General features: G+C 73.6%; 16 protein-coding genes. 8 read left to right on the top strand and 8 right to left on the bottom strand.

The window, feature by feature from the left end:
* Nucleotides 1-241: 241 nt before the first annotated feature.
* Both AACH11_RS19845 and AACH11_RS19840 read right to left on the bottom strand, forming a co-directional pair.
* Nucleotides 242-1,174, bottom strand: a complete 933-nt coding sequence (locus tag AACH11_RS19845; protein ID WP_341376006.1) for a sugar phosphate isomerase/epimerase family protein — start codon at nucleotides 1,172-1,174, stop codon at nucleotides 242-244.
* Nucleotides 1,175-1,445: 271 nt separating this feature from the next.
* Entirely contained in the window at nucleotides 1,446-2,543 is a 1,098-nt protein-coding gene (locus AACH11_RS19840; protein WP_341376005.1) for a helix-turn-helix transcriptional regulator, read from the bottom strand.
* 164 nt (nucleotides 2,544-2,707) lie between these two features.
* On the opposite strand from AACH11_RS19840, the gene AACH11_RS19835 reads away from it, so the two are divergent.
* From AACH11_RS19835 to AACH11_RS19800, 8 genes are all read left to right on the top strand, one after another.
* On the top strand, nucleotides 2,708-4,996 hold the full coding sequence (locus AACH11_RS19835; protein ID WP_341376004.1) for a TonB-dependent receptor: 2,289 nt from the start codon (nucleotides 2,708-2,710) through the stop codon (nucleotides 4,994-4,996).
* Nucleotides 4,997-4,998: 2 nt separating this feature from the next.
* The gene (locus AACH11_RS19830) at nucleotides 4,999-6,051 is read left to right on the top strand and encodes an alpha/beta hydrolase (protein WP_341376003.1); all 1,053 of its coding nucleotides are present in this window, start codon (nucleotides 4,999-5,001) and stop codon (nucleotides 6,049-6,051) included.
* A gap of 162 nt (nucleotides 6,052-6,213) precedes the next feature.
* On the top strand, nucleotides 6,214-6,492 hold the full coding sequence (locus AACH11_RS19825; protein WP_341376002.1) for a hypothetical protein: 279 nt from the start codon (nucleotides 6,214-6,216) through the stop codon (nucleotides 6,490-6,492).
* Nucleotides 6,489-6,800, top strand: coding sequence for a hypothetical protein (locus tag AACH11_RS19820; RefSeq protein WP_341376001.1), 312 nt, complete (start codon nucleotides 6,489-6,491; stop codon nucleotides 6,798-6,800). The genes AACH11_RS19825 and AACH11_RS19820 overlap by 4 nt, the downstream gene beginning before the upstream one ends.
* Before the next feature lie 12 nt (nucleotides 6,801-6,812).
* Entirely contained in the window at nucleotides 6,813-8,561 is a 1,749-nt protein-coding gene (locus tag AACH11_RS19815; protein ID WP_341376000.1) for a PepSY-associated TM helix domain-containing protein, read from the top strand.
* A gap of 459 nt (nucleotides 8,562-9,020) precedes the next feature.
* The gene (locus AACH11_RS19810) at nucleotides 9,021-10,607 is read left to right on the top strand and encodes a TolC family protein (RefSeq protein WP_341375999.1); all 1,587 of its coding nucleotides are present in this window, start codon (nucleotides 9,021-9,023) and stop codon (nucleotides 10,605-10,607) included.
* A gap of 172 nt (nucleotides 10,608-10,779) precedes the next feature.
* Complete coding sequence (ectB, locus tag AACH11_RS19805; RefSeq protein WP_341375998.1) at nucleotides 10,780-12,153, top strand: diaminobutyrate--2-oxoglutarate transaminase; 1,374 nt, start codon at nucleotides 10,780-10,782, stop codon at nucleotides 12,151-12,153.
* A gap of 2 nt (nucleotides 12,154-12,155) precedes the next feature.
* On the top strand, nucleotides 12,156-16,424 hold the full coding sequence (locus tag AACH11_RS19800; RefSeq protein ID WP_341375997.1) for a Pls/PosA family non-ribosomal peptide synthetase: 4,269 nt from the start codon (nucleotides 12,156-12,158) through the stop codon (nucleotides 16,422-16,424).
* A 52-nt stretch (nucleotides 16,425-16,476) separates the two neighbouring features.
* On the opposite strand, the gene AACH11_RS19795 is transcribed toward AACH11_RS19800, so the two are convergent.
* The 6 genes from AACH11_RS19795 to AACH11_RS19770 all read right to left on the bottom strand — a co-directional run bounded on the left by AACH11_RS19795 (nucleotide 16,477) and on the right by AACH11_RS19770 (nucleotide 23,433).
* Complete coding sequence (locus tag AACH11_RS19795; RefSeq protein WP_341375996.1) at nucleotides 16,477-17,142, bottom strand: nitrous oxide reductase accessory protein NosL; 666 nt, start codon at nucleotides 17,140-17,142, stop codon at nucleotides 16,477-16,479.
* A 2-nt stretch (nucleotides 17,143-17,144) separates the two neighbouring features.
* Entirely contained in the window at nucleotides 17,145-17,690 is a 546-nt protein-coding gene (locus tag AACH11_RS19790) for a nitrous oxide reductase accessory protein NosL (protein WP_423228778.1), read from the bottom strand.
* Nucleotides 17,691-17,806: 116 nt separating this feature from the next.
* Nucleotides 17,807-18,628 (bottom strand): ABC transporter permease, encoded by an 822-nt coding sequence (locus AACH11_RS19785; RefSeq protein ID WP_341375994.1) that lies wholly within the window; start codon nucleotides 18,626-18,628, stop codon nucleotides 17,807-17,809.
* A complete protein-coding gene (locus tag AACH11_RS19780; RefSeq protein WP_341375993.1) occupies nucleotides 18,625-19,560 on the bottom strand; it encodes an ABC transporter ATP-binding protein in 936 nt (311 codons plus the stop codon). Before AACH11_RS19780 ends, AACH11_RS19785 begins: the two co-directional genes overlap by 4 nt.
* Nucleotides 19,541-20,839, bottom strand: a complete 1,299-nt coding sequence (locus AACH11_RS19775; protein WP_341375992.1) for a nitrous oxide reductase family maturation protein NosD — start codon at nucleotides 20,837-20,839, stop codon at nucleotides 19,541-19,543. The genes AACH11_RS19780 and AACH11_RS19775 overlap by 20 nt, the downstream gene beginning before the upstream one ends.
* The gene (locus AACH11_RS19770; RefSeq protein ID WP_341375991.1) at nucleotides 20,836-23,433 is read right to left on the bottom strand and encodes a 4Fe-4S binding protein; all 2,598 of its coding nucleotides are present in this window, start codon (nucleotides 23,431-23,433) and stop codon (nucleotides 20,836-20,838) included. The genes AACH11_RS19775 and AACH11_RS19770 overlap by 4 nt, the downstream gene beginning before the upstream one ends.
* Nucleotides 23,434-23,678 lie beyond the last annotated feature (245 nt).

Below are 23,678 nucleotides of genomic sequence, written 5' to 3'. Positions count from 1 at the left end.
GAACGGCCTGCACCGCCGGCCTGGCCGCACGGGGCCGCCGAACGATTGCACGGGCACACCACGGTGGGGCTCGCATCACGTCCTGTCTCCATCTGTTGTTGTCGTTCGCACCGATCAGCGTCGGCGCGAGACAAATACTAGGAGGCGAGGTTCGGCCCGACAATATGGGACTTCGGCGTTTTTTGGGCCAATGTGAGCGTGCACTCCACCCGAGCTCGCTGGCCTCTCGCGACGGCTGTGCTCAGGGGCGCGGTGCGCTCCCGCGTCGCACGAAGTGCTTCTGCAGGTACTCGTAGCTGGCCTTCAGTGACGTCAGCGGATCGTCATCGATGAAGTTGGCGTCCTGCTCGACGATGTACCACTCGGTGCCGGCGCGGCGCGCGGCGCCGATGATGGCGGGCCAGTCCAGCGTGCCCCGGCCGATCTCCCGGAACAGGAAGGAGCGCACGGTGGGCTGGTCAGGTGCGGCCGCCTTGTCGAGGCCGATGTCCTTCATGTGCAAGGACTTGGCCCGAGCGCCGAGCTCGTCGATCAGCGCCTCGGGATTCACACCGGCGCGTGCCGCCCAGTGCACATCCAGCTGGACCGGCATCGGCACCTTGCGCAGCATCTCCGCGTACGCGGTCTCACCGGCCTCGGTCTTCACGAACTCCATGTTGTGGTTGTGATAGTGCATCTCGATGCCGGCCTCCGCGAACTTCTGGTGGTAGGCGGCGAGTTGCGCGATCAAGGTCTGCCGCGCGCTCGCGGTTTCCATCTCCGCGGTGGTGTACGCATAGACGACCCGCTGGCTGCCGAGCTGGCGCATGTTCTCGATCAGCTTGTCCATGCCGCCCGGGGCGGCCAGTTCGAACTGGTTGGTGTGCACCGAGGCCACCTTCAGCTGGTGGCGGTCGAGCATCTCCTTCCACTCGGCGCCGCTGAGGCTCCAGAAGCCCGCCAGTTCGACGGCCGGGTAGCCGATCTCCTTGAGCTTGCCCAGCATGTAGTCGACATGGCCGCGCGCGTTGCCGTACTTGCGGGTGGTCCAGAGCTGGACCGCGATCTGGCTCTGCTCGATCATCGGGCGCGGATGCGCGGTGCGGCCGGCGGCATGGGTCACCGATGGCATGGCCAGGACCCAGACCGCGGCGCCTGCCGCAACCATCAGATTGCGGCGCAAGTGGTTGAGCATCGTGTTGTCTCCTCAGGGGTGGATGACGCATCCCGAGCCAGTACCGGCGCGGTGCGGACCTGACGGGAAGTCGTCGGTCGAGACCACTCTAGAAGGCCGTCAGCACGGCGGGCAAGGCCGGACTTCGGCCTATTTCGGGCGTCAGGCATCCCCGGTCTGTCAGGTTTCGGGCGTCAGGCATCCCCGGTCTGTCAGGTCTCTGCACCGTGGGCGTGCCCCTGCAACGACTGGATGCGGACCCTGCGCCGCGGCGGCCGTTGTGCGGTGTGACCTAGCCCCTCAACCGCCACGCCCGCGGCGTGCACCCATACCGCCGCTTGAACGCGGTGGCGAAGTTGTGGGCGCCGGCATAGCCGGCGATCTCGGCGGCCTGGCCCACGGTCACGCCGTCGCGTTCCAGCGCCAGGCGGGCGGCGTCCAGCCGGCGCTCGCGCAGGTGGTCGAACAGCGGCCGGCCCTGGAAGGCGCGGAAGGCGCGCTGCAGGGCGGTCGGGCTCATCGCCGCCTCGCGGGCGATGGCCTCCAGCGTCAGCGTGGCGGCCGGGCGGCTGTCGATCCAGGCCAGCAGCTCACGCAGGCGGCGCTGCTCGCGCGGGGGCAGCGCGGCGGGGGGGCGGGCCGCGGCCGACGGTGTGGCCGTCCAGGTGTCCGTCGGCCCCTCCATCAGCCCGTCCATCAGCCCGTCCGCCGGTGGGCCCATCCAGGCGCCTGTCCCTGCGCCCGTCCGCCCGCCCGCGGCCTGCCGCGCCTGCACCAGCGACTGCAGGGCCTCGGACGCCAGCTCCACCGCGCGGGCCTCCAGGTACCAGCGGCGGAAGGGGTCGGTCAGCGCCGGTGGCCGCGCGATCTGCTGGGCCAGGCTGAGCGCGCGGGCCGAGGGCGTCCACGCGTGGCGGGCCAGGTGCTCGTCGCAGAAGTGCTGCAGGGCCGCCATGGCCGGGCCCTCGGCGCAGCCGCTGGCGGCCAGCCATTCGGGGCGCAGCGTCAGGCTGACCTTGGCCTCGCGGCGGCCGCGCCGCCAGTGGCGGCGGAAGGTCTCCGGCTCGGCCAGTGCCACCACCGAGCCGGGCACGTGCAGCCGGCCGGCCGCGTCGCGCCGGGGGCCCAGGCGCAGGGCCAGGTCGCCATAGGCGATCTCGGTCTCGCCCTCGACCAGCAGGCCGATCTTCAGCCCCGGCTCCAGCGTCAGCTGGGTGGTCATGTCGTGCAGGTCCTGCACGCGGGTGCGCTGCAGCACCAGGCCCGGGCGCAGCGTCAGGCTCTCGAACTCGCCTTGCAGCACCGGGGCCTGGCCGGCCAGCGGGGACAGCGAGAAGCGGTAGTCCCGGCCCACCGGCGCGACGGTGCGCAGGATGTCGTCCTTGCGCACCCAGCCGGGGTCCGTGGCGGGTTCCGTGGCGGTGGGCGCATCGGGTGTCGCGGCAGAGGTTTCGGCGGCCCGCGCAGAGGTCGCGGTGCGGCGGGCTGAGGAGAATGCGGGACTGCTCATATGGGAATGATTCGCATTCTCCATCAATCCAGCCGTCCCAGCCCATGAACCGCCCCGTCCGTCCTTCCGCCTTTCCCGTCCGACAGCCGCTGGCGCCCCGTGCCCCCGCGGGCCGACCGGTGCTCCGGCCGGTGGCCCGGGCCGCCCACGGCCTGTGCGGTCTGCTGCTGACGACCGGCGCGGCGCTGGCCCAGACCCAGACCCCGTCGACGAGCCCGGCCGGTGACGGTGCCGCGGCGGCCGTGCCGGCATCGGCGGCATCGGCCACTTCGGCCGCCGCGGCCGCGGCGCGCCGTCCGGAGGCCACCGCCCAGCTTCAGGCGCTCAAGGTCAAGGCGCGCCGCGAGGCGGCCGATGACCTGCCGCCGGCCCAGGCCGGCGGCATGGCCGCCACCGGTGCGCGTCTGGGTCTGCTGGGCAACCAGGATGTGCGGGACACGCCGTTCGCCGTCACCAGCTACACCGCGCAGCTGATCGAGGACCAGCAGGCCCGCACCGTCGCCGACGTGCTGCAGAACGACCCGTCGGTGCGCTTCACCACCTCGGGCGGTCACACCCAGGAGAACTACCGCCTGCGCGGCTTCGACGTCCACAACTCGGACGTCGCCTTCAACGGCCAGTACGGCCTGGCCCCGCTGGGCAGCTCGACGCTGGAGTTCGTCGAGCGGGTGGAGGTGCTGCGCGGGCCGAGCGCGATGTTCACCGGCATGGCGCCCAGCGGGGGCATCGGCGGCGTCGTCAACCTGGTGCCCAAGCGGGCCGGCGACACGCCGCTGGCCCGGGTGCGCCTGAGCCACGAGACGGGCAGCCAGCTCGGCACCGCGCTCGACCTGGGCCGCCGCTTCGGCGAGGACCAGGCCTTCGGCGTGCGGGTGAACGCCGCCTACAGCGACGGCGGCACGCCGCTGCAGGGCCAGGACCGCACGCGCCGGCTGCTGTCGGCCGCGCTCGATTACCGCAAGGCGGGACTGACGGCGTCGCTCGACCTCTACGACAGCCAGCAGTCGTTCGCCGGTGGCACGCCGGCGATGTACGGCTTCGCCACCGCGAACCTGCCCGCGGTGCCGGACCCGACCGTCAACGTGCTCAAGGGCGCGGCCGGCCGCTTCAGCAACCAGGGCGCGGTGGCGCGTGCCGAGTACGCGTTCAACGCCGGGCTGTCGGCCTTCGCCAGCGTGGGCGCGCGCCGCTACACGCACCAGGGCTTCATCTCCGGCACGCATGCGCACAGCGTGCAGGCCGACGGCAGCGCCCAGGTGCGTGGCGTGGCCCAGCGGGCCTATGACGACAGCGAGACGGCCGAGCTGGGCGCCCGCCTGAACCTGCAGACCGGCCCGGTGCGCCATGCGCTGGTGGTGCAGGCCTCGCGCCTGGGCCTGGAGGCGGGCTCGCTGGTCAACGTCACCGCCATGCAGGCCAGCAACATCTACACCCCGGTCACGCCCACCCTGCCGGCGCTGCCCACCGGCGACATCCCGCGCACCAGCCAGGCCACGCTGTCGAGCCTGGCGCTGGTCGACACGATGAGCCTGTTGCAGGACCGCCTGAGCGTGACGCTGGGCCTGCGCGAGCAGCAGGTCAAGCAGCTCAACTATGACGAGCGCGCGCTGACGCCGGCGCTCGGCGTGGTGGTCAAGCCCTGGGGCGAGTCGATCTCCCTGTACGGCAACCATGTGCAGGGCCTGAGCCAGGGCGGCACCGTCAGCGATGTCAATGCCACCAACCACGGCCACCAGTTCGCGCCCTACAAGACCACGCAGCAGGAGCTGGGCCTGAAGTGGCAGGCCGGGCCGATGCTGCACACCGCCAGCGTGTTCCAGATCGAGGTGCCGACGATGATGAGCACCGGCCCCAGCAGCAGCCCGACCTACACCGACGGCGCCGAGACCCGGATGCGCGGCCTGGAATGGTCGTCCAGCGGCGCCCTGACGCCGGTGCTGCATGTGGTCGGCGGCGCGTCCTGGCTGCACAGCGCGCTGACGGCCACGCAGGGCGGCGTCAACCAGGGCAAGGAGGCCTTCGGCGTGCCGCGCTGGCAGGGCAATCTGGCGCTGCAATGGGCCACGCCGGTGCCCGGCCTGCAACTGCAGGCGCGGGGCGTGGCCACCTCCAGCGTCTACCTGAACAACGCCAACACCTGGCAGCTGCCGGGCTGGGGCCGGCTGGATCTGGGCGCCTCCTACGACACGCGCGTGGCCGCGCGCAAGCTGGTGCTGCGCCTGAACGTCGACAACGTGCTGGACCGCCATTACTGGTCGGGCAGCTTCGCCGAGACGCGCGCCACGCTGGCCGAGGGCCGCGTGATCCGCACCTCGGCCACGATGGACTTCTGACGATGGCCAGGTCCCGTGTCCCTGTCGACCCCATCGACCCTCGCGCACCGGGCGCACCGGGCGCCCCCGACGCGTCGATGCATGCCCCGCGGCGCCGGGCGGCGCTGGGCCTGGGCGTCGGTCTGTCGCTGGCCGGCGTCGGCGGTGTGACGGCGGCCGCGCCGGTGGCGCCCGCTGCGGTCGGCGCTGTTGCGGCTCCTGTTGCTGCTGCGCCAACGACCGCCGCGCGCTGGTCGCCGGTGCGCCTGCCCGCCGCCCGGCAGATCGACCTGCACGATGCGGCCACCGGCCGGCCCTATCGCCTGTTCCTGTCGCAGCCCGAGGGGCCGCCGCCGCCGGGCGGCCATCCGGTGCTCTACGTGCTGGACGGCAACGCGGCCTTCCCGGTGGCCGCCTTCCTGGCCCGCGGCTTCGCCAGCCGGCGCGAGCGCACCGGCCAGCCGCCGGTGCAGGTGGTGGGCATCGGCTATCCGGGCGAGGCCGACTTCGACGTCCAGGCCCGTCTGCGCGACTACACGCCGAGCCCCGGCGCGCTGCCGGGCGGCGCGCGGGAGGGGGGTGAGGCCGACCGCTTCCTCGATTTCATCGAGCGCCAGGTCCAGCCGCTGGTGGCGCGTGAGCAGGCCGTCGATGTCGGGCGTCAGGCGCTGTTCGGCCATTCGCTGGGCGGGCTGCTGGTGCTGCATGCGCTGGCCACGCGCCCGCAGGCCTTCAGCACCTGGCTGGCCTCCAGCCCGTCGCTGTGGTGGGATGGCTACCGCCTGCTGCGCCAGCCCTTGCCTGCAGCGCCGGCCGCCGCAGACCGCAGTCGCCTGCAGATCAGCGTGGGTGCGCTCGAGGATGCGCCGCCGACCGGACCGCTGACGCCCGAACTGAGGGCCCTGCTGGATCAGCGCAAGATGGTGGCGCCGGCCCGCGAGCTGGTGCGCCGCCTGCGCGCCGAGCCCGGCTGGGCCGACCGCGTGAGCTTCCATGAACTGGCCGACGAGGACCACGGCCCGGCCTGGCTGCCGGCGCTCAGCCGCGGCTTCCGGCGGCTGCTGGCCGAGGCCTGAGATGGCCGTGCAGTGGCGGGCACGGGCCCGTGGCGGTAGCAGCGGCAGCGGCGGCAGCGGCGGCCGCGCGTGCGCGCCGCCTCGGGCGCGTCGGGTGGGCCCGCCATCGCGTCGCGCCGCCCTTTCCAGCTTCACCGCGCCCGAGGGCGCCAAGGACGCACCATGACGCTGTGGATGATGTCGGGCCTGGCGGCGGGGGCGGCCGCCGTCGCTGCCGTCTGGCTGGCCTCGGCGCACGGGCCGCTGGCCGGTGGCCCGTGGCATCGGCCGCGCGGGCTGCAGGCGCTGGCCCTGCTGCTGCTGTGGGCGGCTGCGGCCTGCCTGGGCCGTGTGCTGCAGGGCCTGACCGTGGCCTTCGTCATGCTGAGCGCGCTGATGGCCGCCGCGGTGCTGCTGCCCCACCTGGGGGCGCTGTGGCGCGTGCGGCCGGGGGTGCGATGAGCGCGCGCCACACGGGCCGCGCCGGTGCCACACCGCCGCGCCGCGACTGGGTGTCGAAGACGCTGGCCGGCGCCCTGCTGGGTCTGCTCCTCGGTTTCGGCGTCAGCCTGCTGCTGGCCGTGGCCTTGCGCGCGCTGCCGCTGTCGGTGCGCGGCCAGCTGGCCATGTGGTCGGTGGCGCCGGTCTGGCTGCTGGTCTGGGGCGGCGTCTATTTCTTCTCCAGCGGCCGCCGGGCCTGGGCCTGGCTGGGCGCGGCCAGCGTGCTGGTGCTGGGCGCCGGCCTGCTGCTGCGGCCGTTGATCGTCTGACGGAGCCCGAGCATGAAGTCCGAGCATCTGCGCATCTACAAGACGGTCCACACCTGGACCGGCATCGTCTGCGGCATGGCGCTGTTCATCGCCTTCTATGCCGGTGCGCTGACGGTGTTCAAGCAGCCGCTGCAGCGCTGGGCCTCCAGCGCGGTGGTGCAGCCGACGCTGCCGCTGGAGGCGGTGCAGCCGCTGATCGTGCGCACCCTGGCCGCCGCGCCCGAGGCCCGGCGTGACTTCACCGTCTGGCTGCACGACGACGCGTTGACCGGCGCCCGCGCCGCGCAGGCCTGGCTCGGCTGGCAGGTGCACGACGAGGCCGCCGACGAGCACGACAGCGCCGCCGTGCGCCACCGCACCGCCACCCTCGATGCCACGGGCGCCGTGCAGGTGCAGGCCTTGCCGCCCTCGCAGGTCTCGCCATTGGCCGATGTCATCGACACGCTGCACCGCGTGCTGGGCCTGCCCACCGACAGCGATCCCCACCGCTGGATCATGGGCGTGGTCAGCGCGCTCTACGCGCTGGCGCTGTTCTCGGGCGTGGTGGTGCTGCTGCCCACGCTGGTCAAGGACCTGTTCGCGCTGCGCGTGGGGCCCAACCTCAAGCGCATGTGGCTGGATGCGCACAACGTGGTCGGCCTGTTCAGCCTGCCCTTCCACCTCGTGATGGCGCTGACGGCCGTGGTCTTCGCCTTCCACGACCCGATCTACGGCCTGCAGGACGATCTGATCCACCAGGGCCGCTGGGCCTCGGCCTTCGCCCGTGGCGGTGCGCCGGCCCGGGCCACCGCGCCGCGCGATCCGGCCGCGCTGCTGCCGCCGGCGCGGCTGCTGGCGCTGGCCCGCCAGCAGGCGCCGGGCCTGGCGCCCGAGGCCCTGCAGTACCTGGCGGTGACGACGCCGCGCGCGGCCGTGCGGGTCTGGGGCCGCGATCCGGCGGCGGTCTCGCCACGGGCGCGCGGGGGCTTCCTGGCACTCGACCCCTACAGCGGCCGCGTGCTGAGCACGGATTTCCTGCCCGGCCGGCAGAGCCCGGCCAACCAGTGGATCGCCAGCTTCTTCGCGCTGCACATGGCGGCCTTCGGCGGCAGCGAGGTGGCCTGGCTGTACTTCGTGCTGGCGCTGGCCGGGGCCTGGCTGTTCTACAGCGGCAACCTGCTGTGGGTGGAGTCGCGCCGCAAGCGTGCGCCGCGCGGCCAGGGCACCGCGGTGGGCCAGCGTCGCGACGTGCGCCTGATGGCTGCGGCCACCGTCGGCGTCTGCCTGGGCTGCGTCTGCGGCATCTCGCTGATGCTGGCGGCCACGCGCGGGCTGCACGGCCGGGTGGCCGATCCGCTGGCCTGGCACCACGCGCTGTACTACGGCGCCTTCTTCGGTGCGCTGGCCTGGGCCTTCTGGCGCGGGGCGGCCCGTGCCGCCGTCGAGCTGCTGTGGGCGGCGGCGGCGCTGACCGCGGCGATCCCGCTCGGCTCGTGGGCCGCCCCTGCGCTCTGGGGCGGGCGATCGCCGGCCGAGGGCGGGGAGGTCTGGGGCGGCGTCGAGCTCACCGCCTGGGTCGGTGCCCTGGTGCTGGCCGGCCTGGCCCATGCGGCGGCCCGACGGGCCCGCACCGGGCCGGCCGACAGCGTCTGGTCCTGGCGGACCGAGCCGGTGCTGAGGCCGGCCGCAACGTCACCCGCAACGCCTCCCGCAATGCCCCCCGCGGCGATCGCCGCGGCCCCGTCGCGGGCCCTGGCGGCTGGCTCACCGGCCGAGCCCTGAGCGGCGCTGGCGGTCGGTGGTCGGTGGTCGACCGTCAGTGGGCGGCGGGCAGCGGGCAGCGGGCAGCGGTGGCCACGGTGTCGGCCGCCGTCGCCGGGCCTCGCGCGCCGCGCCTGCCGCGCCGCGCCCGCCACAGTGACCCCGGTCACACCCGGTCACGCATGCGGACGCTGTCCGCCGCCGTGATCCTGTCGCGCCCCCGCCATCGGCCGCTACAGTGCGCGCGGTCCGGAGGGACGGGGCACCGGCCGTCAGGACCGGTGCGGGCGCGGCGGTGGTGTGGGGGCAGGATCGATGAGGGGCCGGAGGCGGGTGGATCGGGCGCGGGCAGGGCCGGCGCGGCCGTGTGGGGGCGCGGGCGTGGAGGCGCGTGCGTGCGCTGGTGCGGGCGTTGGTGTGGGTGCGGATGCCGGTGCCGGTGCCGGTGCCGGTGCCGGTGTCAGCGTGTGGCCCGGCCTGATGTCGGCCGTGCTTGCCACCGTGCTGTGCGCCTGGCCGGGCGGCGGCGAGGCCGCGTCGGCGCGGGGGGCGCAGGCCTCGCGCGCGGGGCCGGCCGTGAGCCTGGCGGCGCGGGGTGCCCGTGGCGTGATGCGGGCCGCGCCGCGGCCGGCGTCCGCGGCGAGTGCCGTGCCGGTGGCCGCCCTGCCGCGCTGGCAGCCGACGCGGCGCGATCTGCCCTATCTGCCACCGCCGCTCGCCGAGGGGCGGGATCCGGCCGAGGATGCCGAGGCGGCGATCCGGGCCGGCCTGGCGGCGCGGGCCGGCGCAGGGTGTGCCTTCGGCGTGGCGGGCGAGTCCCTGTCGACGGCGCGCGGGCCGGCGGTGGCGCTGGGGCTGGATGCCGTGCTGCGCCTGGCCCTGTGCCAGGATCCGCGCGGCCGCCAGACGCTGGCGCGCTGGCAGGCCGAGCAGGCGCAGTGGGCGATCGAGCGCTCGGCCGCACGGCCGCGACTGGAAGCGGGCTGGTCGGGCTCGCGCACCCTGTGGCGCCAGCGGCTGCCCGATGAACCGGCCGAGACCACGGCCGGTCGGGTGCTGGACCGGCAGCTCAGCCTGAGCTGGCTGCTGACGGACTTCGGTCAGCAGCAGGCGCGCGAGGACATCGCCGAGCAGGCCGCGCGTGCCGCGCAGTTCCTGCACGATGCCCAGCTGCAGGCGCTGGTGCAGGAGGCGGCCGAGGCGGCCATCGCGCTGCAGCAGGCCCGGCTGCAGCAGGCCTGGTCCGCCTCGGCCCTGGCCTTGGGCCGGACGCTGCTGGCCCGCACGCACGAGCCCGGCGGACCCGACGCGCCGACCGGCGTCGAGGCGCTGGAGCTGCGTGTGCGGCTGGACCGCCAGCAGCACCTGGTGCAGCTGGCCGAGGCCGGCGTCGACGAGGCCCGCGCGGCGCTGGCGCAGCGCCTGGGCCTGGATCTGAGGGCCCCGCTGCCCCTGGCCTGGTGGGCCGTGGGGGAGGCTGAGGATGGGCGTCAGGCCAGCTATGAGCAGTTGCTGCGCCAGGCCGCCGATCACCATCCGCTGCTGGCCTCGGCCGAGGCCGAGTGGGCGGGGGCCCAGGCCGAACAGCGGCTCGCGCAGCGTGCGCAGCGGCCGCGGCTGAGCCTGCAGGGCGGCTGGCGCGAGGGCCGTGACGTCAGCGCCGTGCGCAGCCGTGAGCGCCAGATCGGCCTGCAGCTGGCCGTGCCGCTGTGGAGCGGCGGTGAGGCCGCGGCCGGGCGTGACCGGGCCCGCGCCCGGTCCGAGGCCGCCCGGGCGGGGGTCGATCAGGCGCGCCAGCAGATGGCCGGCGAGGTCTGGTCGGCCTGGCGTGCGATGCGCGAGCATGCGCGGGCCTTGCCGCTGCTCGATCGCCTGCAGACCGGTGCGGCCGCCCTGCTGGAGGCGCGCCAGCAGGCCTGGCTGGACGGCGACGACGATCTGGTCGATGTGCTCGATGCCCACGACGAGCTGCAGGATGTCGCCGAGCAGCGCCATGCCCATCTGGCGGCCCTGCAGCTCGCCCGCTTGCGCCTGACGCTGATGCTCGGCGGACTGGCCACCGACTGAGATCCGGCGGGCTCACCGGATGAGCCTGGATGGCCGTCGGTTCCGCCGGCTGGATACGACCTGCGGCCGACCGGAAACGGGTGTAGCCAAGCGTGAGCGGGCCCGGAAACAAAGCGGCAACATGGCAGCATGCGCGTCCAGGCCGCAGGGCAAGCGGCGAGCAGGAGAGGCCATGCAGCAGTACCGAAGCGATCTGTCGATCTTCCAGGAGCGTGAATCCGAGGCCCGTGGCTACTGCCGCCGCTTCGACACGCTGTTCACCCGCGCCGTCGGCAGCGAGCTGTTCGACGCGGACGGTCGGCGCTGGATCGACTTCCTGGCCGGTTGCGGCTCGCTGAACTACGGCCACAACGACGCCGACATGAGCGCGGCCCTGATCGCGCACATCCAGCAGCAGGGCCTGGCCGTGGGCATGGATCTGCACACCGGCCCCAAGAAGCGCTTTCTGGAGCTGTTCGCGCGCCATGTGCTGGCCCCGCGGGGCCTCAACCATCGCGTGATGTTCACCGGCCCGACCGGCACCAACGCGATCGAGGCGGCGCTCAAGCTCGCGCGCAAGGTCACCGGCCGCCACAACGTCATCGCCTTCACCAACGGCTACCACGGCGTGTCGATGGGCGCGCTGGCGGCCACCGGCAACGGCTACAACCGCATGGGCCAGGGCGCGCTGCTGCCGGGCGTCACGCGCCATCCGTTCGAAGGTTATTTCGGTCCGGGTGTCGACACGGCCGACATGCTGGCCCAGCTGCTCGACGATCCGTCCAGCGGCATCGACAAGCCGGCGGCCATCCTGCTGGAGCCGGTGCAGGGCGAGGGCGGCCTGAACCAGGCCAGCCGCGGCTGGATGCAGCGCATCGCGCAGATCGCGCAGCGCCACGGCGCGCTGCTGATCGTCGACGAGGTGCAGGCCGGCTGCGGCCGCACCGGCAGCTTCTTCAGCTTCGAGCCGCTGGGCGTGGTGCCCGACCTGATCGCGCTGTCGAAGTCGATCTCGGGCTACGGGCTGCCGATGGCCCTGCTGCTGGTGCGGCCCGACCGCGACCAGTGGCGTCCGGCCGAGCACAACGGCACCTTCCGCGGCAACAACCACGCCTTCGTCACCGCGGCGGTGGCCATCGAGAAGTACTGGCAGGACGACAGCTTCAGCCAGGGGGTGGCCCAGCGCGCGAGCCTGGTCACGCGCGAGCTGCAGGCGATGGCGGCCATGGTGCCCGGGGCCTACCTCAAGGGCCGCGGCCTGATGCAGGGCCTGCACGTGGGCAGCGGCGCGCTGGCCGACCGTATCCTGCGCCGCGCCTTCGAGCGCGGCCTGGTCATCGAGGCCGCCGGCCCCGAGGACGAGGTGATCAAGGTGCTGACGCCGCTGAACATCTCCGCGGCCCTGCTGGCCGAGGGCCTGTCCATCCTGCAGCGCGCGGTGGCCGAGACGCTCGGCGTGCCCTTGCCGGTGCGCGCCGCGCAACCGGTGGCCGGGCGCCCGGCGGCTTCGCAGCCCGCGGCCACGGCCGTCGCCGCTGCCCACGCCGATCTGGCACAGGCCGCCTGAGCATGGCCTGGGAAGACACGGCGCTGCGGGCGTCGCGGCAGGGGCGTGCGCTGGCGCAGCCCGACCTGGCGGTGGGCACCGCCCCCATCCTGATGCGCGAGGACATCGACCACGCGCCGCGCGTGCGCCCTGGCGAGCGCATGCACCAGCTGTTCGAGGCCCGCTGTGATGCGCTGTGCGCCGCCGGGCGCGCCTCGCACCTGGCCGTCGATGCCGGCACGCTGCGCTGGACCTATGCCGAACTGGATGCGCAGGCCAACCGTCTGGCGCACGAGCTGATCGCGCGTGGCGTGCGGGCGGGTGACCGCATCGCGCTGCTGTTCGACAAGACGCCGTGGTCGTACGCGGCACTCCTGGCCGTCGGCAAGGCGCAGGCCGCCTACGTGCCGCTGGACGGCAGCTTCCCGGCCGACCGCATCGCCTTCATCCTGCGCGATGCCGCCGTGGGCTGGGTGCTGGCCGCGCAGGCCCACGAGGCCCTGCTGTGCGCGGCCGTCACCCATCCGCCCGACGATTCGCAGGCCGCCGCCACGCCGCCGGCCCGGCTGCTGTTCGTCGAGCCGATGGCCGAGGCCATCGCCGCTCGGTCGGTGTCTCGTCCGGCCTTCGCTCCGCAGGACGCGGCCGCCGATGCGCTGGCCTACATCATCTACACCTCGGGCTCGACCGGCCGGCCCAAGGGCGTGCCGATCGACCAGTCGCAGATCGTCAACTTCATCCGCGTAGCCGCCGAGGTCTACGGTTATCAGGACGATGACCGCGTCTACCAGGGCCTGACCCTGGCCTTCGACTTCGCGGTCGAGGAGATCTGGGTGCCGCTGGTCGTCGGCGCCACGCTGCTGCCCAGCGGCGCCGGCGGCAGCCTGCTGGGGGCCGATCTGGCCGATTTCCTGCAGCGCCACGCGGCCACCGCGCTGTGCTGCGTGCCCACGCTGCTGGCCACGCTGCCCGAGGCCCTGCCGCAGCTGCGCTGGGTGATGGTCTCGGGCGAGGCCTGCCCGCGCGATCTGGTCGCGCGCTGGCACCATCCGCAGCGCCGCCTGCTCAATGCCTACGGGCCGACCGAGGCCACCGTCACCGCCACGCTCGGCCAGCCGCGGCCCGACCGGCCGGTGACCATCGGCCGTCCGCTGCCCACCTACGCCATCCTGGTGCTGGAGCCGGCCGCGCAGCCGGGTGAGCCGGTGCGGCCGCTGCCCACGGGCGAGGTCGGCGAGATCGCGATCGCCGGCATCGGCATCGCGCGCGGCTACCTGAACCGCGAGGACCAGACCCGCAAGGCCTTCGTCGCCGACACCGTCGGCGTGCCGCACAACGCCTCGGGCCGCCTCTACCGCACCGGGGATCTGGGGCGTGTCAACGCCGAGGGCGAGGTCGAGTATCTCGGCCGCATCGACACGCAGGTCAAGATCCGCGGCTACCGCATCGAGCTGGCCGAGATCGAGTCCCTGCTGCTGCAGGTGCCGGCCGTGCGCCAGGGCGTGGTCAACCCCTGGCAGCCGACGCCGGGCGTGACCGAGCTGGTGGCCTACGTCACCGCCCGCCCCGGCTGTGACGCGGCCACGCTGGCCGACCTGCCTGCCGAAGTGCGGGCCCATCTGGCCGCGCGACTGCCGTCCTACATGGTGCCGGCCTGGGTCGAGGTGCTGCCCGAGATGCCGATGCTGGCCAGCGACAAGGCCGACCGCAAGGCCCTGCCGCCGCCGGTCTCGGCCCGTGCGGCCGGCGTGCCGGGTGACCGGCCGGTGGTGGCGCCGGCCGATGCGCTGGAGCAGGCGCTGGTCGAGGAGCTGGCCGCCGTGCTGGGCGTGGCGGCGGTCTCGGTGTCGGTCACCGACCACTGGTTCGATGAGCTGGGCGTCAATTCGCTGCTGCTGGCCCACCTGGCGGCCCGCCTGCGCGATCGGCTGCAGCGGCCCGATCTGGCCTTGCGCACGCTCTACGGTCATCCCAGCGTGCGGGCGCTGGCCGAGCAGCTGCGCCTGCCCGCGACGGCCGCCGCGGCCGCGGCGCAGGCCGAGGTCGATGCTGCCGTCAGCCCGCCCGACTGGCGGGCGCCGCCCGCCCATCGCGCGCGCGACGCCGCGGTCTTCGCCTGCGGGCTGGCCCAGGCCGCCCTGGCTGCCGCCTGGATCGGGCTGCATGCGGCCGTCCACTGGCAGGGCTGGCACTGGGTGATCGATGCGCCGGACTGGCCACGGGCCTTCGGCCGTGCCGCCGGCTTCACCGCGGCCTGGCTGCTGCTGGCACTCCTGGCGCCGGTGGCGCTGAAGTGGGCGCTGGTCGGCCGCCAGCGCAGCGGCAGCTTTCCGGTCTGGAGCGGACGCTACCTGCGCTTCTGGGCGGTGCGCGAGGCCGTGCGGCGCAGCCCCGCGGCCCTGCTGTCCGGCACACCGCTGATGCCGGTCTATCTGAGGATGCTCGGCGCGCGGGTGCATGGCCAGGCCTGGATCGGTCTGCAGGAGCTGCCCGCCACCTTCGACGGCCTGGACATCGGCGCCGATGCGGTGCTGTCACCGCACGCGCGGCTGGCCGGCTACCGGGTCGATGCGGGCCAGGTCTCGATCGGGCCGGTGCACATCGGTGCCGGCGCGGTGGTCGGCGACACGGCCTGGGTCGACATCCACACCCGGATCGGCGCGCAGGCGGTGCTGGCCCATGCCAGCAGCCTGCAGGCCGGCCAGTCGATCGCCGACGGCCGGCAGGCCCATGGCTCGCCCGCCCGGTCGGCGACGGATGCGGAGCATGCGCCACTGCGTGTGGCCGAGCGTCAGGCCGGTCTGGCCGCGCCGGGCCGGCTGCGGCGCAGCGTGTTCAGCCTGGTCTGGAGCCTGGGCCTGGTGCTGCCCTTCATGCTGGGGCCGCTGGCGGCCCATGCGCTGTGGGGGCAGGACGCCGGCAGCGCGCCGGCCTGGGTGCGGATGCTGGGGGCCTGGGTCGATGACGACCATGGCGCGTCGCGCGCGGGCTGGCTGCTGGCGGTGGCCGTGCTGTGGTGCGCGGTGCTGGTCGGCGGCCTGCTGTTCGTCGCCAGCGTGCCACGGCTGCTGGCCGCGGGCCTGCGCGAGGGCTGCCTGCATCCGATGTACGGCTGGCAGTACGGCCTGATGCGCGTGGTGCGCGGCCTCAGCAACGTGCCGCTGTACAACCAGTGGTTGGGCGACAGCTCGGTCATCGTCCACTACCTGCGGGCGCTCGGCCAGCGGCTGCCGCAGCTGCTGCAGACGGGCTCGAACTTCGGCCTCGCGCAGCAGCATGACGTGCCCCGCCTGTGCACCTATGGCAGCGGCACCATGGTGTCCGACGGCCTGATCATGGTGAACGCGGACGTCGGTGCCCGTGGCTTCCAGATGCACGCGGTGGCGTTGGGCGCGCGCAGCTTCCTCGGCAACGGCGTGCTGGTGCCGCCCGGCCACCGCCTGGGCGACGACTGCCTGCTGGCGACCAAGGTGATGGTGCCCACCGCCGGTGCGTTGCGCGAGGGGGTGGGCCTGCTGGGCTCGCCGGCCTTCGTCATTCCGCGCAGCGTCGCACGCGACCGGGCGCTGGTGCAGGCCGATGGTCTGCACGATCCGCAGCGGCGGGCGGCCGCGCTGGTGGCCAAGAACCGCGCCAACGCGGCGGTGATGGGCGCCTGGGTGCTGGTCCACGGCGGCCTGTTCCTGCTGCTGGCCCTGCTGTGGCACGAGGGCTATCCGCTGCTGGCCCGGCATGGAGGCTGGTTCGCCGCCGGCTTCGCGGTGCTGTCGGTGCCGCTGTCGCTGGCCTGGCTGCTGGGCGTCGATGCCTTGTCGCGCGGACTGCGGCCGCTGCAGCCGCTGCAGGTCTCGCTGCTGGATCCGCGGTTCTGGCGTCATGAGCGGCACTGGAAGCTCGGTCTGGCCAACGACCATCCTCTGGTGCAGGCCCTGGCCGGCACGCCGATGCGGGCCTGGATCTGGCGCCTGTCCGGCATGTCGGTCGGCCGCCGCCTGTTCGATGACGGCTGCGGCATTCCCGAGAAGACCCTGGTGCGCCTGGGCGATGACTGCACGCTGGGCGCCCATGCCACGCTGCAGGGCCACTCGCTGGAGGACGGCGTGTTCAAGAGCGACCGGCTGTGGCTGGGGGATGGCGTGACCGTCGGCGCCAGCGCCTACGTCCACTACGACACCCGGCTGGATGACGGCGCACAGGTCGCCCCCGACAGCTTCGTGATGAAGGGCGAGCGGCTCGGCCCGCGCGCGCGCTGGCAGGGCAATCCGGCGCAGGCGGTCAGCGATCCCGCTTGAACCGGGCCTGCGGCCGAGACTGAAGCCGGACCGGCAGCCGGCCCTTGCGCCGTCAGTGCCGGTGCGGCCCGAGCGCCTGCAGCGCGGGCGGCAGGGCCTGCAGCAGGGCCCGGGCCGGCCGCACCTGACCGCCTTCCTGCGCAGCATGCCGGCCGGCCCGCCGGGCATCGGCAAAGGCCGGCAGATCCGGGGTGCGCATCGGTCCGGGTGTTCGGGAGCCCTCGACCAGATGGGCCTGCGCCAGTGGCACCCAATGGCCATCCTCATGGTCCGCGAGCCAGCGTCCGGGCAGGTCGGCGGCCTGCCAGCCCGGGCGCCACCGGGCGGGCGCCTGCAGGAACAGCAGCAGGTGCAGCGGCGAATCGAAGAACTGCGCCTGCCCGTCGCGGTGCAGCACCTGGGCGGCCCAGCGCGGGTGGCGGGCGACGAACATGCCGCAGACCGGGCAGCGGGACCGGGCCGAGGGCGTCCGCGGGGCATCGCGGGCGATGCCGCTGGCCGCGTCCCAGGGCTCGGGCGGGGCGACGATGCAGATCTCGGTGCCCGGGCCGGGGGCGTCGGCGTTGCCGGGGGCCGGGCTCTCGCGCCCATCGGCCCGCAACCCGTCCCGGCGCTGCAGCGGTGGCGCCAGCACGGACACCAGCGACGCCCCCAGCGCGGCCGTGCCGCCGCCCAGGCCGAGTGCCGTCCACAGCAGCCGCCGACGCAGGGGACGCATGCTCACATCCGTGCGTTGTCGTGCAGGGCTCCGCCCGACAGATCGACCATCTCCGGCCGGATCTCGGCCCAGGCCAGCGTGCGTCCGCCGTGCGCGGCCTGGAACTGGCGGGCGGCTTCCAACGTCGAGAACGAGGCGGCTGTCGGCCCCATCGAGCCGTGGCGGCGGCTGCCCAGCACGTAGTGGGCGTGGCGGGCGTCGATCCAGTGGCCCTGCGGCCGGTCCCAGTCGGCGCGGGCCATGTCCTGCACCCAGGCGCCGTGGACGGTGCGGATCTGCTCGGGCTGCAGCAGCGCGTGCAGCAGCTCGGTCGTGTCGCAGAACCAGGCCGGGCCGCTCTGGCCGGCCAGCCACAGCTGGCCCTTGGGGCCGGGGTAGTCGGCCAGCAGCATGCCGTCCAGGCTGCAGCTGGCGGTGGCGCCGGGCTCGACGGCCGCGGTGGTCGGGCCGTCGCCGCGGCTGCAGCCGCCGAGCGTGCCCAGGCCGCCCGCGGTGGCCAGCGTGCCGAGCGCAGCCCAGCCGCCGGCACAGCGGCACAGCGTGCGCATCAGGCCGCGGCGGCCGGCATCGGGCGCCGGGCCGCCGGCCTCGGTGGCGTGGGGGGCGTGCCGGTGCGGCCGCAGGGCCGGGGCGAGGTGGGGGATCAGGTCGATGGACATCGCGGTCAGGGATTGAAGCGGCGGCAGGCCAGGGTGAGCGGGGCGGCGATCCAGGCCAGCATCGCCCCGTGCATCAGCCAGGGGTTGCCGAGGGCCGGTGGCACCAGGGCCGCCAGCCCGTAGCTGCGGCGCACCTCGTCGAGCGAGAACACGTTGAGCAGGCGGAAGATGTCGGCCGGGTTCAGCAGCAGCAGCCAGGCCGCGCGTTCGCCGTCCAGCCAATGGCCCAGATCGCCGCCGGTGGCCACCAGCAGGCCCAGCAGCAGCAGGTCGAACACCAGCACCAGCAGCAGCCAGCAGGCGATGGCCCAGCCCGAGGCGCGGGCCCGGTCGGTGGTGACGGTGGAGATGCCGAGGGCCAGGCTCAGGAAGGCCAGGCCCAGCAGCACCGCGCTGCCGACGAAGCCGCCGCAGCTGGCCACGGCCGCCGCGCCGAAGCGCCAGACCAGCAGGCCGGCCACACCGGCCAGACCGCCGGCCGTGGCCAGCGTCAGCGCACCGGCCAGGCCCAGGTACTTGCCCAGCAGCAGCTCGCGGCGCGTGATCGGCAGCGCCAGCAGCAGGTCCAGCGAGCCGCGCTCGCGCTCGCCGACCACGCTGTCATAGCCCAGCAGCAGGGCGATCAGGGGCACCAGATAGATCGTCAGGCTGACCAGGCTGGTGATGGTCAGCTCCAGCGAGGTCGGGCCGATCAGGCCCGAGCCCGCGCCGCCGAACCAGGCGATGGCCAGCGAGAAGGCGGCGAACACCAGCCCCACGCCCAGCACCCAGCGGTTGCGCAGGCGGTCGCGCCATTCCTTCTGGGCCACGGCCAGCAGCGGGCTCATGCGGCGCTCCTCAGGTCGAAGTACACGTCCTCCAGCGTGGGCTCGTGCAGCTGCAGGTCGTCGAGCGGGGCCTGCGCCAGCCGGCCCAGCACGGCCATCTTGTGTCCGCGCGGCAGCTGCAGCTGCAGCCGCGTCGCGTCCAGCCGCTGCCAGCGCAGATCGCCGGGGGCCGCCATGGGGGCCAGCGCGGCGGGCAGGGCGTCCAGTTGCATGGCGCTGGCCTGCAGCACCAGGCGCAGCGGCAGGTCCGATCGCTCGCGCAGCGCCTGCACCGAGCCCTGGGCCACCAGCCGGCCGCCGGCCAGCATGGCCAGGCCATCGACCCGGCCCTGCAGCTCGGCCAGCACGTGCGAGCTGATGACCAGCGTGACGCCGGCCGCCCGCAGCCGGTCGAGCTGGGCGTAGAAGTCGCGGGTGCCGGCCGGGTCCAGCCCGGTCGTCGGCTCGTCGAGCAGCAGCAGCTCGGGCGTGCCCAGCAGCGCCTGCGCGAAGCCCAGCCGCTGGCGCATGCCCTTGGAATAGCCCCGCACCGGCTTGCGGCCGACGCCGCCCAGCCCGACCTGCTCCAGCAGCGGCGCGCACTGCGACAGCGGCGCCCCCTTGAGCCGGGCGAAGAACTGCAGCGTCTCCAGGCCGTCCAGGTTGTCGTAGAGCACCAGGTTCTCGGGCAGGTAGCCGACGCGGCGGCGCGTGTCGGGGCCGGCGGTGCCGCGCACCTCGCGCCCGGCGATCCACAGCTGGCCGCTGTCGGGCGTGATCAGGTTGAGCAGCAGCTTGAACAGCGTGCTCTTGCCCGCACCGTTGTGGCCGATCAGGCCGAACAGCTGGCCGCGCGGCACGCCCAGGCTCACCGCGTCGAGCGCGGCATGGCCGCCGTAGCGCTTGACCACGGACGCCAGCCGCAGCGCGGGATCAGTGGAAGTGGCGTCCAAGCCAGGTGCTCCAGTCGGTGTGGGTGGGGTGCATGCGCGGGGCGGCATCGATGACGCCGGGCGCCCGCAGCACCGGAAACTGCTGTGCGGCCAGGCGCAGCGTGTGCACCGCCGGGCTGCCCAGCAGCAGGGCGGTGACGGGATGGCGCACCTGCAGCCGGTCCATCAGGTCGTTGGCCTCGTAGGGGATGTCGCCGCGGCCGTCGGCATTGCGGTCCCAGCCGCGGTAGGCCGACCAGTGGTTGCCGGCCTGAGGGGCATCGGCGCGGGCGCCCCAGGCCTCGTCGCGGCTGCCGACGTAGCGCACGCTCTCGCGGTTGGCGATGAAGTCGTTGGACTCGACGCGGTTGCGGGTCGAACCGGCGGCCAGGTGGACGCCGATGCCGTTGTCCACCACCAGATTGCGCTGCAGGGTGGCGTACTCGACGTCGTAGATGAAGAAGCCGCGGGCGTTGCCGGCCACCACGTTGTCCTCGACCACCGTGTCCTGCACGGTGCGCAGCATGATGCCGTGGTCGGAATTGCCCCAGGTGCGGTTGCGGCGCACGATGTTGTCGCGCACCTCCATCAGCGCCAGGCCGCCGCGGTTCAGGTAGCTGTCGTTGTCCTCCCACAGGTTGCGGTAGGAGTTCATGTAGTGGGTGCCGTAGCGGCTGTGGTGCAGGCGGTTGCCGCGGAAGACGGCGTCGTGGGAGACATCGACGTAGAGCGCGTCGCGCACGAAGCTGATGTCGTTGCCGATGATGCGCGCGCCGCGCGTGTCGTAGAGCTGGATGCCGTTGCCACGCTGCGGGGAGTTGACATCGCGCAAGCCGGTGATGCGGTTGCGCTCGATGCGCACGTCCTGCGCCTTCTCGATCCACAGGCCGAACAGGTTGTAGGTCAGGTCGCAGTCGCGCACCACGGCGCGGTGGCTGCCGGGCTGGATGTAGATGCCGGCGTGCTGGCGCTGCAGGTCGTGGCCGGAGTCGCGCACGATCAGCCCCTCGATCGTGACGTCAGGCGAGGCCACGCGCACGGTGTCCGCCTGCTGGCCGCCGCGGATCGTCGGCCGGTCGATGCCGCGCAGCGTCAGCGGCCGGGTGATGCGCAGCGCGCCGTCGTAGCGGCCGCGCGCGATCTCGACCACGTCGCCCGCGGCCGCGGCGTCGATCACCGGCTGGATGGCCTGGCCGGCCTGCACCCGCCAGGTGGCGGCGGCCGCCGGCAGGCCGAGTGCGCAGCCCAGCAGTGTCGCGGCCAGCCAGCGCGCGGCGCGGCCCTGGCCGGCACGGGTCATGCCGCCAGCCATCCCGCCCCCTTGAGCGCCAGGAACAGCGTGGCGCCGATCAGCAGGTTCTTGAAGCCGACGTAGCTCAGCATGTCCATCCAGCCGGCCACGCGGTAGCGGGCCTGCCACCAGGGGCCGTCCTTGACGTAGCGGCGGCCGTGCATGCGGATCAGCACCTCGTACAGGCTCCAGCCCACCCAGCCGGCGATCAGGGCCACCGCCGACAGCCGCCCCTGCGCGGCCAGAGCCCAGGCCAGCGTGGCCGCCGCCGCCAGCGACAGCCCGGCGATCTGCAGCGCGCGCTGGCTGCGCCAGCCGGCGCGGCTCCAGGGCCAGAGGTGGTCCTTCAGTTCCAGCATCAGGCGTGGCCCCAGGCGGGCCGCGGTGCCGTCGGCACCGGGATAGGGCTGCACCGCATCGGTGGGCAGGCGCGGATCGGGGCCCTGGGCGGCGCGCGGGCCGATGGCGGGCACCGCATCGATCGGGATGAAGTAGCCGTCGCGTCCGATCGGCGTGATCAGCAGGCCGTCGCGCTCGCGGCGCTTGCGCTCGCGCGCCAGCGGCGGGCAGGCCTTGGCGTCGGTGTACAGCACCATGCAGTCCAGGCAGTGCAGGCATTCGCGGTGGTCGATGCGGCCGGCCGCGTCGATCGCCTGGGCGCCGCAGCCGACCGCGCAGGCCTTGCAGCTGTTGCAGTCCTGCTTGCGCTTCAGGCCGAACCAGCGGAAGGTGCTGGGCATGGCCAGCGAGGCACCCAGCGGGCAGAGGTACTTGCAGTAGGGCCGCTCGATGACGATCGACAGCCCCAGCAGCACGGCCACGAACAGGCCGTAGGGCCAGGGCCGGTTGGCGATGCCGACCAGGAAGGTGGTCTTGAACGGCTCGATCTCGGCCAGCATCTCGGCGCGGCCCATGTCCACCATCGACACCGCCAGCAGGCCGAGGAAGATCGCGTACTTCAGCCACTTCAGCCGGTCGTGCAGGGCCTGCGGCACCGGCTTCTGCCAGCGCTTGAGGCCGAGCTTTCCCGCCAGCTTGAAGATCGCCTCGGACAGCGAGCCGAACGGGCACAGCCAGCCGCAGAACAGGCCACGGCCGAACAGGAACACCGTGACGATGATGAAGATCCAGAACACGAACACGTAGGGGTCGGTCAGGAACAGCGACCAGGTCCACTGGAACAGCAGGCTGTGGAACCAGGTCAGCACCTGCGTCACCGACGGCTGGGCCATCACGCCGAAGCCCACGAAGCCGATGGACAGCGCCCAGGCGCTGTACTTGAAGGCGTTGACCGGCCACTTGTTCCGGTGTGTGGACCGGCGGGTCAGCCGCTCGCGCAGCGCGTAGACCACGCCCACCGCCACCAGCAGCGCCACGAAGGCGGCGATGCCCGCCGCCTGCGTCTTCCAGATGCGCACCCAGGGCGCATCGGGCTCGTGGACGGCGGGACGGCCTCCGTCCAGCAAGGCCGCGGGCAGCCAGTACTTGCTCTCGAACACCGCGAAGCTGCGCTGGCCGGTGGCACGGTCCACCCGGTTGCCGAGGAAGGCGAGCGTCCAGGGCCAGGCGGCCGAGAAGCCGGCCGAGCGGATGACGAAGATCGCCGATTCGGTGGTGGCCGGCGCGCCGGGGGCCTCCAGCCCGTAGAGGTTCAGGTAGTCGAGGTCGCGGAAGGTGAACGCGTCGGCGCCCTGCCGCACCTGCACGCGGTCATAGAGGCCGCCGCGCACATAGCCCGAGCCCTTGAACGATTCGGCCCCCGCGCTGCGCACGATGAACAGCGCGCTCTCGCCGGTCTTCAGGCGCGAGTGCAGGTTGTCGTAGCCGCGCTCGCCCAGCAGGCTGCGGCCGATGTCGGGGTGGTTCAGGTCGCCGAACCACAGCTCGATGAAGGGCTCGCCGGTCGCGGGCAGGCCCACCTGTTCGGGCTGGACCCGCAGTCGCTGCACGGCGCCCATCTCCACCAGGTCGGCCCAGCCGTAGCGCCGGCCGCTGGCGTGCCAGCGTGCGGCTTCGCGCCGCGTGGGCTCGATCAGGCCCACCTGGCGCGCCACGGCGCTGCCCGACAGCTGCATCACCTGGTTCTGCGCCACCACGGTGACGGTGGCGCCCGAGATGGCGTCCAGCCCCAGCACGTTCTCGTCGGGCCGCGACGGGCCGACCTCGATCCGGTCCTTGACCGACTTGCCCAGGTACTGGTCGTTGAACTTCACCAGCGCCGATTCGGGGATGCCGAGCAGCAGGATGGGCTCGGAGTGCTTGAGCACCTTCACGCCGACGTAGCGGCCCTGGCGGTCCATGCCGATCAGCGTGACCACCGGCTTGCCGGAATAGGCGGGCGTGTCGGTGATGTCGGTCGACAGCATCACCCAGCCCAGCACGGGGGCCCGGCCCTGGGCATCCGGTGCCCCTCGGGCCTCGACATAGGGCGGCTGGCCCTGGCGGGGCGAGAAGCTGTGCGCGCCCGGAAACACGGCCTTGCAGTCGACCCGGGCACACAGATCCGGCGCCGTGGCCAGATCGGCCGGCAGCGCGGCCTCGTAGGCCAGGTGGTCGGCGGCCGCCGCCCGCACGGCCGACACCGGCACGGCCAGCGACAGCATCAGGATCAGCGTCAGGTGCCACAGCGCCCGGGTGAGCAAAAGGGCTGCGGCCCGCGCCGTCCGATGACGGAGCGGCCCACGGACCGCAGCAAGTCGCTCACTCACGGGGACACCTTCGGACATGGCCGGCTCAGAACGTGTGAACGAAATGCGCCCCTGAACCGTTGAGCATTGCATGGACGCTACGACGGTTGGAGACGAGGGTGAGCAGACCCAACAAGGTCTGTTCGGTGAAGGGGAGTTGC

Origin of the sequence: Pseudaquabacterium rugosum (assembly GCF_038066575.1) — a bacterium.
Lineage (GTDB): Bacteria > Pseudomonadota > Gammaproteobacteria > Burkholderiales > Burkholderiaceae_C > Pseudaquabacterium > Pseudaquabacterium rugosum.
Note: the sequence above shows the minus strand (reverse complement) of the source record. Positions and strands in the feature narration are given on the sequence as shown.

Bases quoted from the DNA above. Each gene is read 5' to 3' on its own strand.
- AACH11_RS19825 (WP_341376002.1), top strand. From the start codon at position 6,214: ATGACGCTGTGGATGATGTCGGGCCTGGCGGCGGGGGCGGCCGCCGTC.
- AACH11_RS19790 (WP_423228778.1), bottom strand. From the start codon at position 17,690: ATGCGCACGCTGTGCCGCTGTGCCGGCGGCTGGGCTGCGCTCGGCACG.
- AACH11_RS19810 (WP_341375999.1), top strand. From the start codon at position 9,021: ATGTCGGCCGTGCTTGCCACCGTGCTGTGCGCCTGGCCGGGCGGCGGC.
- AACH11_RS19820 (WP_341376001.1), top strand. From the start codon at position 6,489: ATGAGCGCGCGCCACACGGGCCGCGCCGGTGCCACACCGCCGCGCCGC.
- AACH11_RS19785 (WP_341375994.1), bottom strand. From the start codon at position 18,628: ATGAGCCCGCTGCTGGCCGTGGCCCAGAAGGAATGGCGCGACCGCCTG.
- AACH11_RS19800 (WP_341375997.1), top strand. From the start codon at position 12,156: ATGGCCTGGGAAGACACGGCGCTGCGGGCGTCGCGGCAGGGGCGTGCG.
- AACH11_RS19830 (WP_341376003.1), top strand. From the start codon at position 4,999: ATGGCCAGGTCCCGTGTCCCTGTCGACCCCATCGACCCTCGCGCACCG.
- AACH11_RS19795 (WP_341375996.1), bottom strand. From the start codon at position 17,142: ATGCGTCCCCTGCGTCGGCGGCTGCTGTGGACGGCACTCGGCCTGGGC.
- AACH11_RS19770 (WP_341375991.1), bottom strand. From the start codon at position 23,433: ATGCTGTCGCTGGCCGTGCCGGTGTCGGCCGTGCGGGCGGCGGCCGCC.
- AACH11_RS19845 (WP_341376006.1), bottom strand. From the start codon at position 1,174: ATGCTCAACCACTTGCGCCGCAATCTGATGGTTGCGGCAGGCGCCGCG.
- ectB (WP_341375998.1), top strand. From the start codon at position 10,780: ATGCAGCAGTACCGAAGCGATCTGTCGATCTTCCAGGAGCGTGAATCC.
- AACH11_RS19815 (WP_341376000.1), top strand. From the start codon at position 6,813: ATGAAGTCCGAGCATCTGCGCATCTACAAGACGGTCCACACCTGGACC.
- AACH11_RS19775 (WP_341375992.1), bottom strand. From the start codon at position 20,839: ATGACCCGTGCCGGCCAGGGCCGCGCCGCGCGCTGGCTGGCCGCGACA.
- AACH11_RS19835 (WP_341376004.1), top strand. From the start codon at position 2,708: ATGAACCGCCCCGTCCGTCCTTCCGCCTTTCCCGTCCGACAGCCGCTG.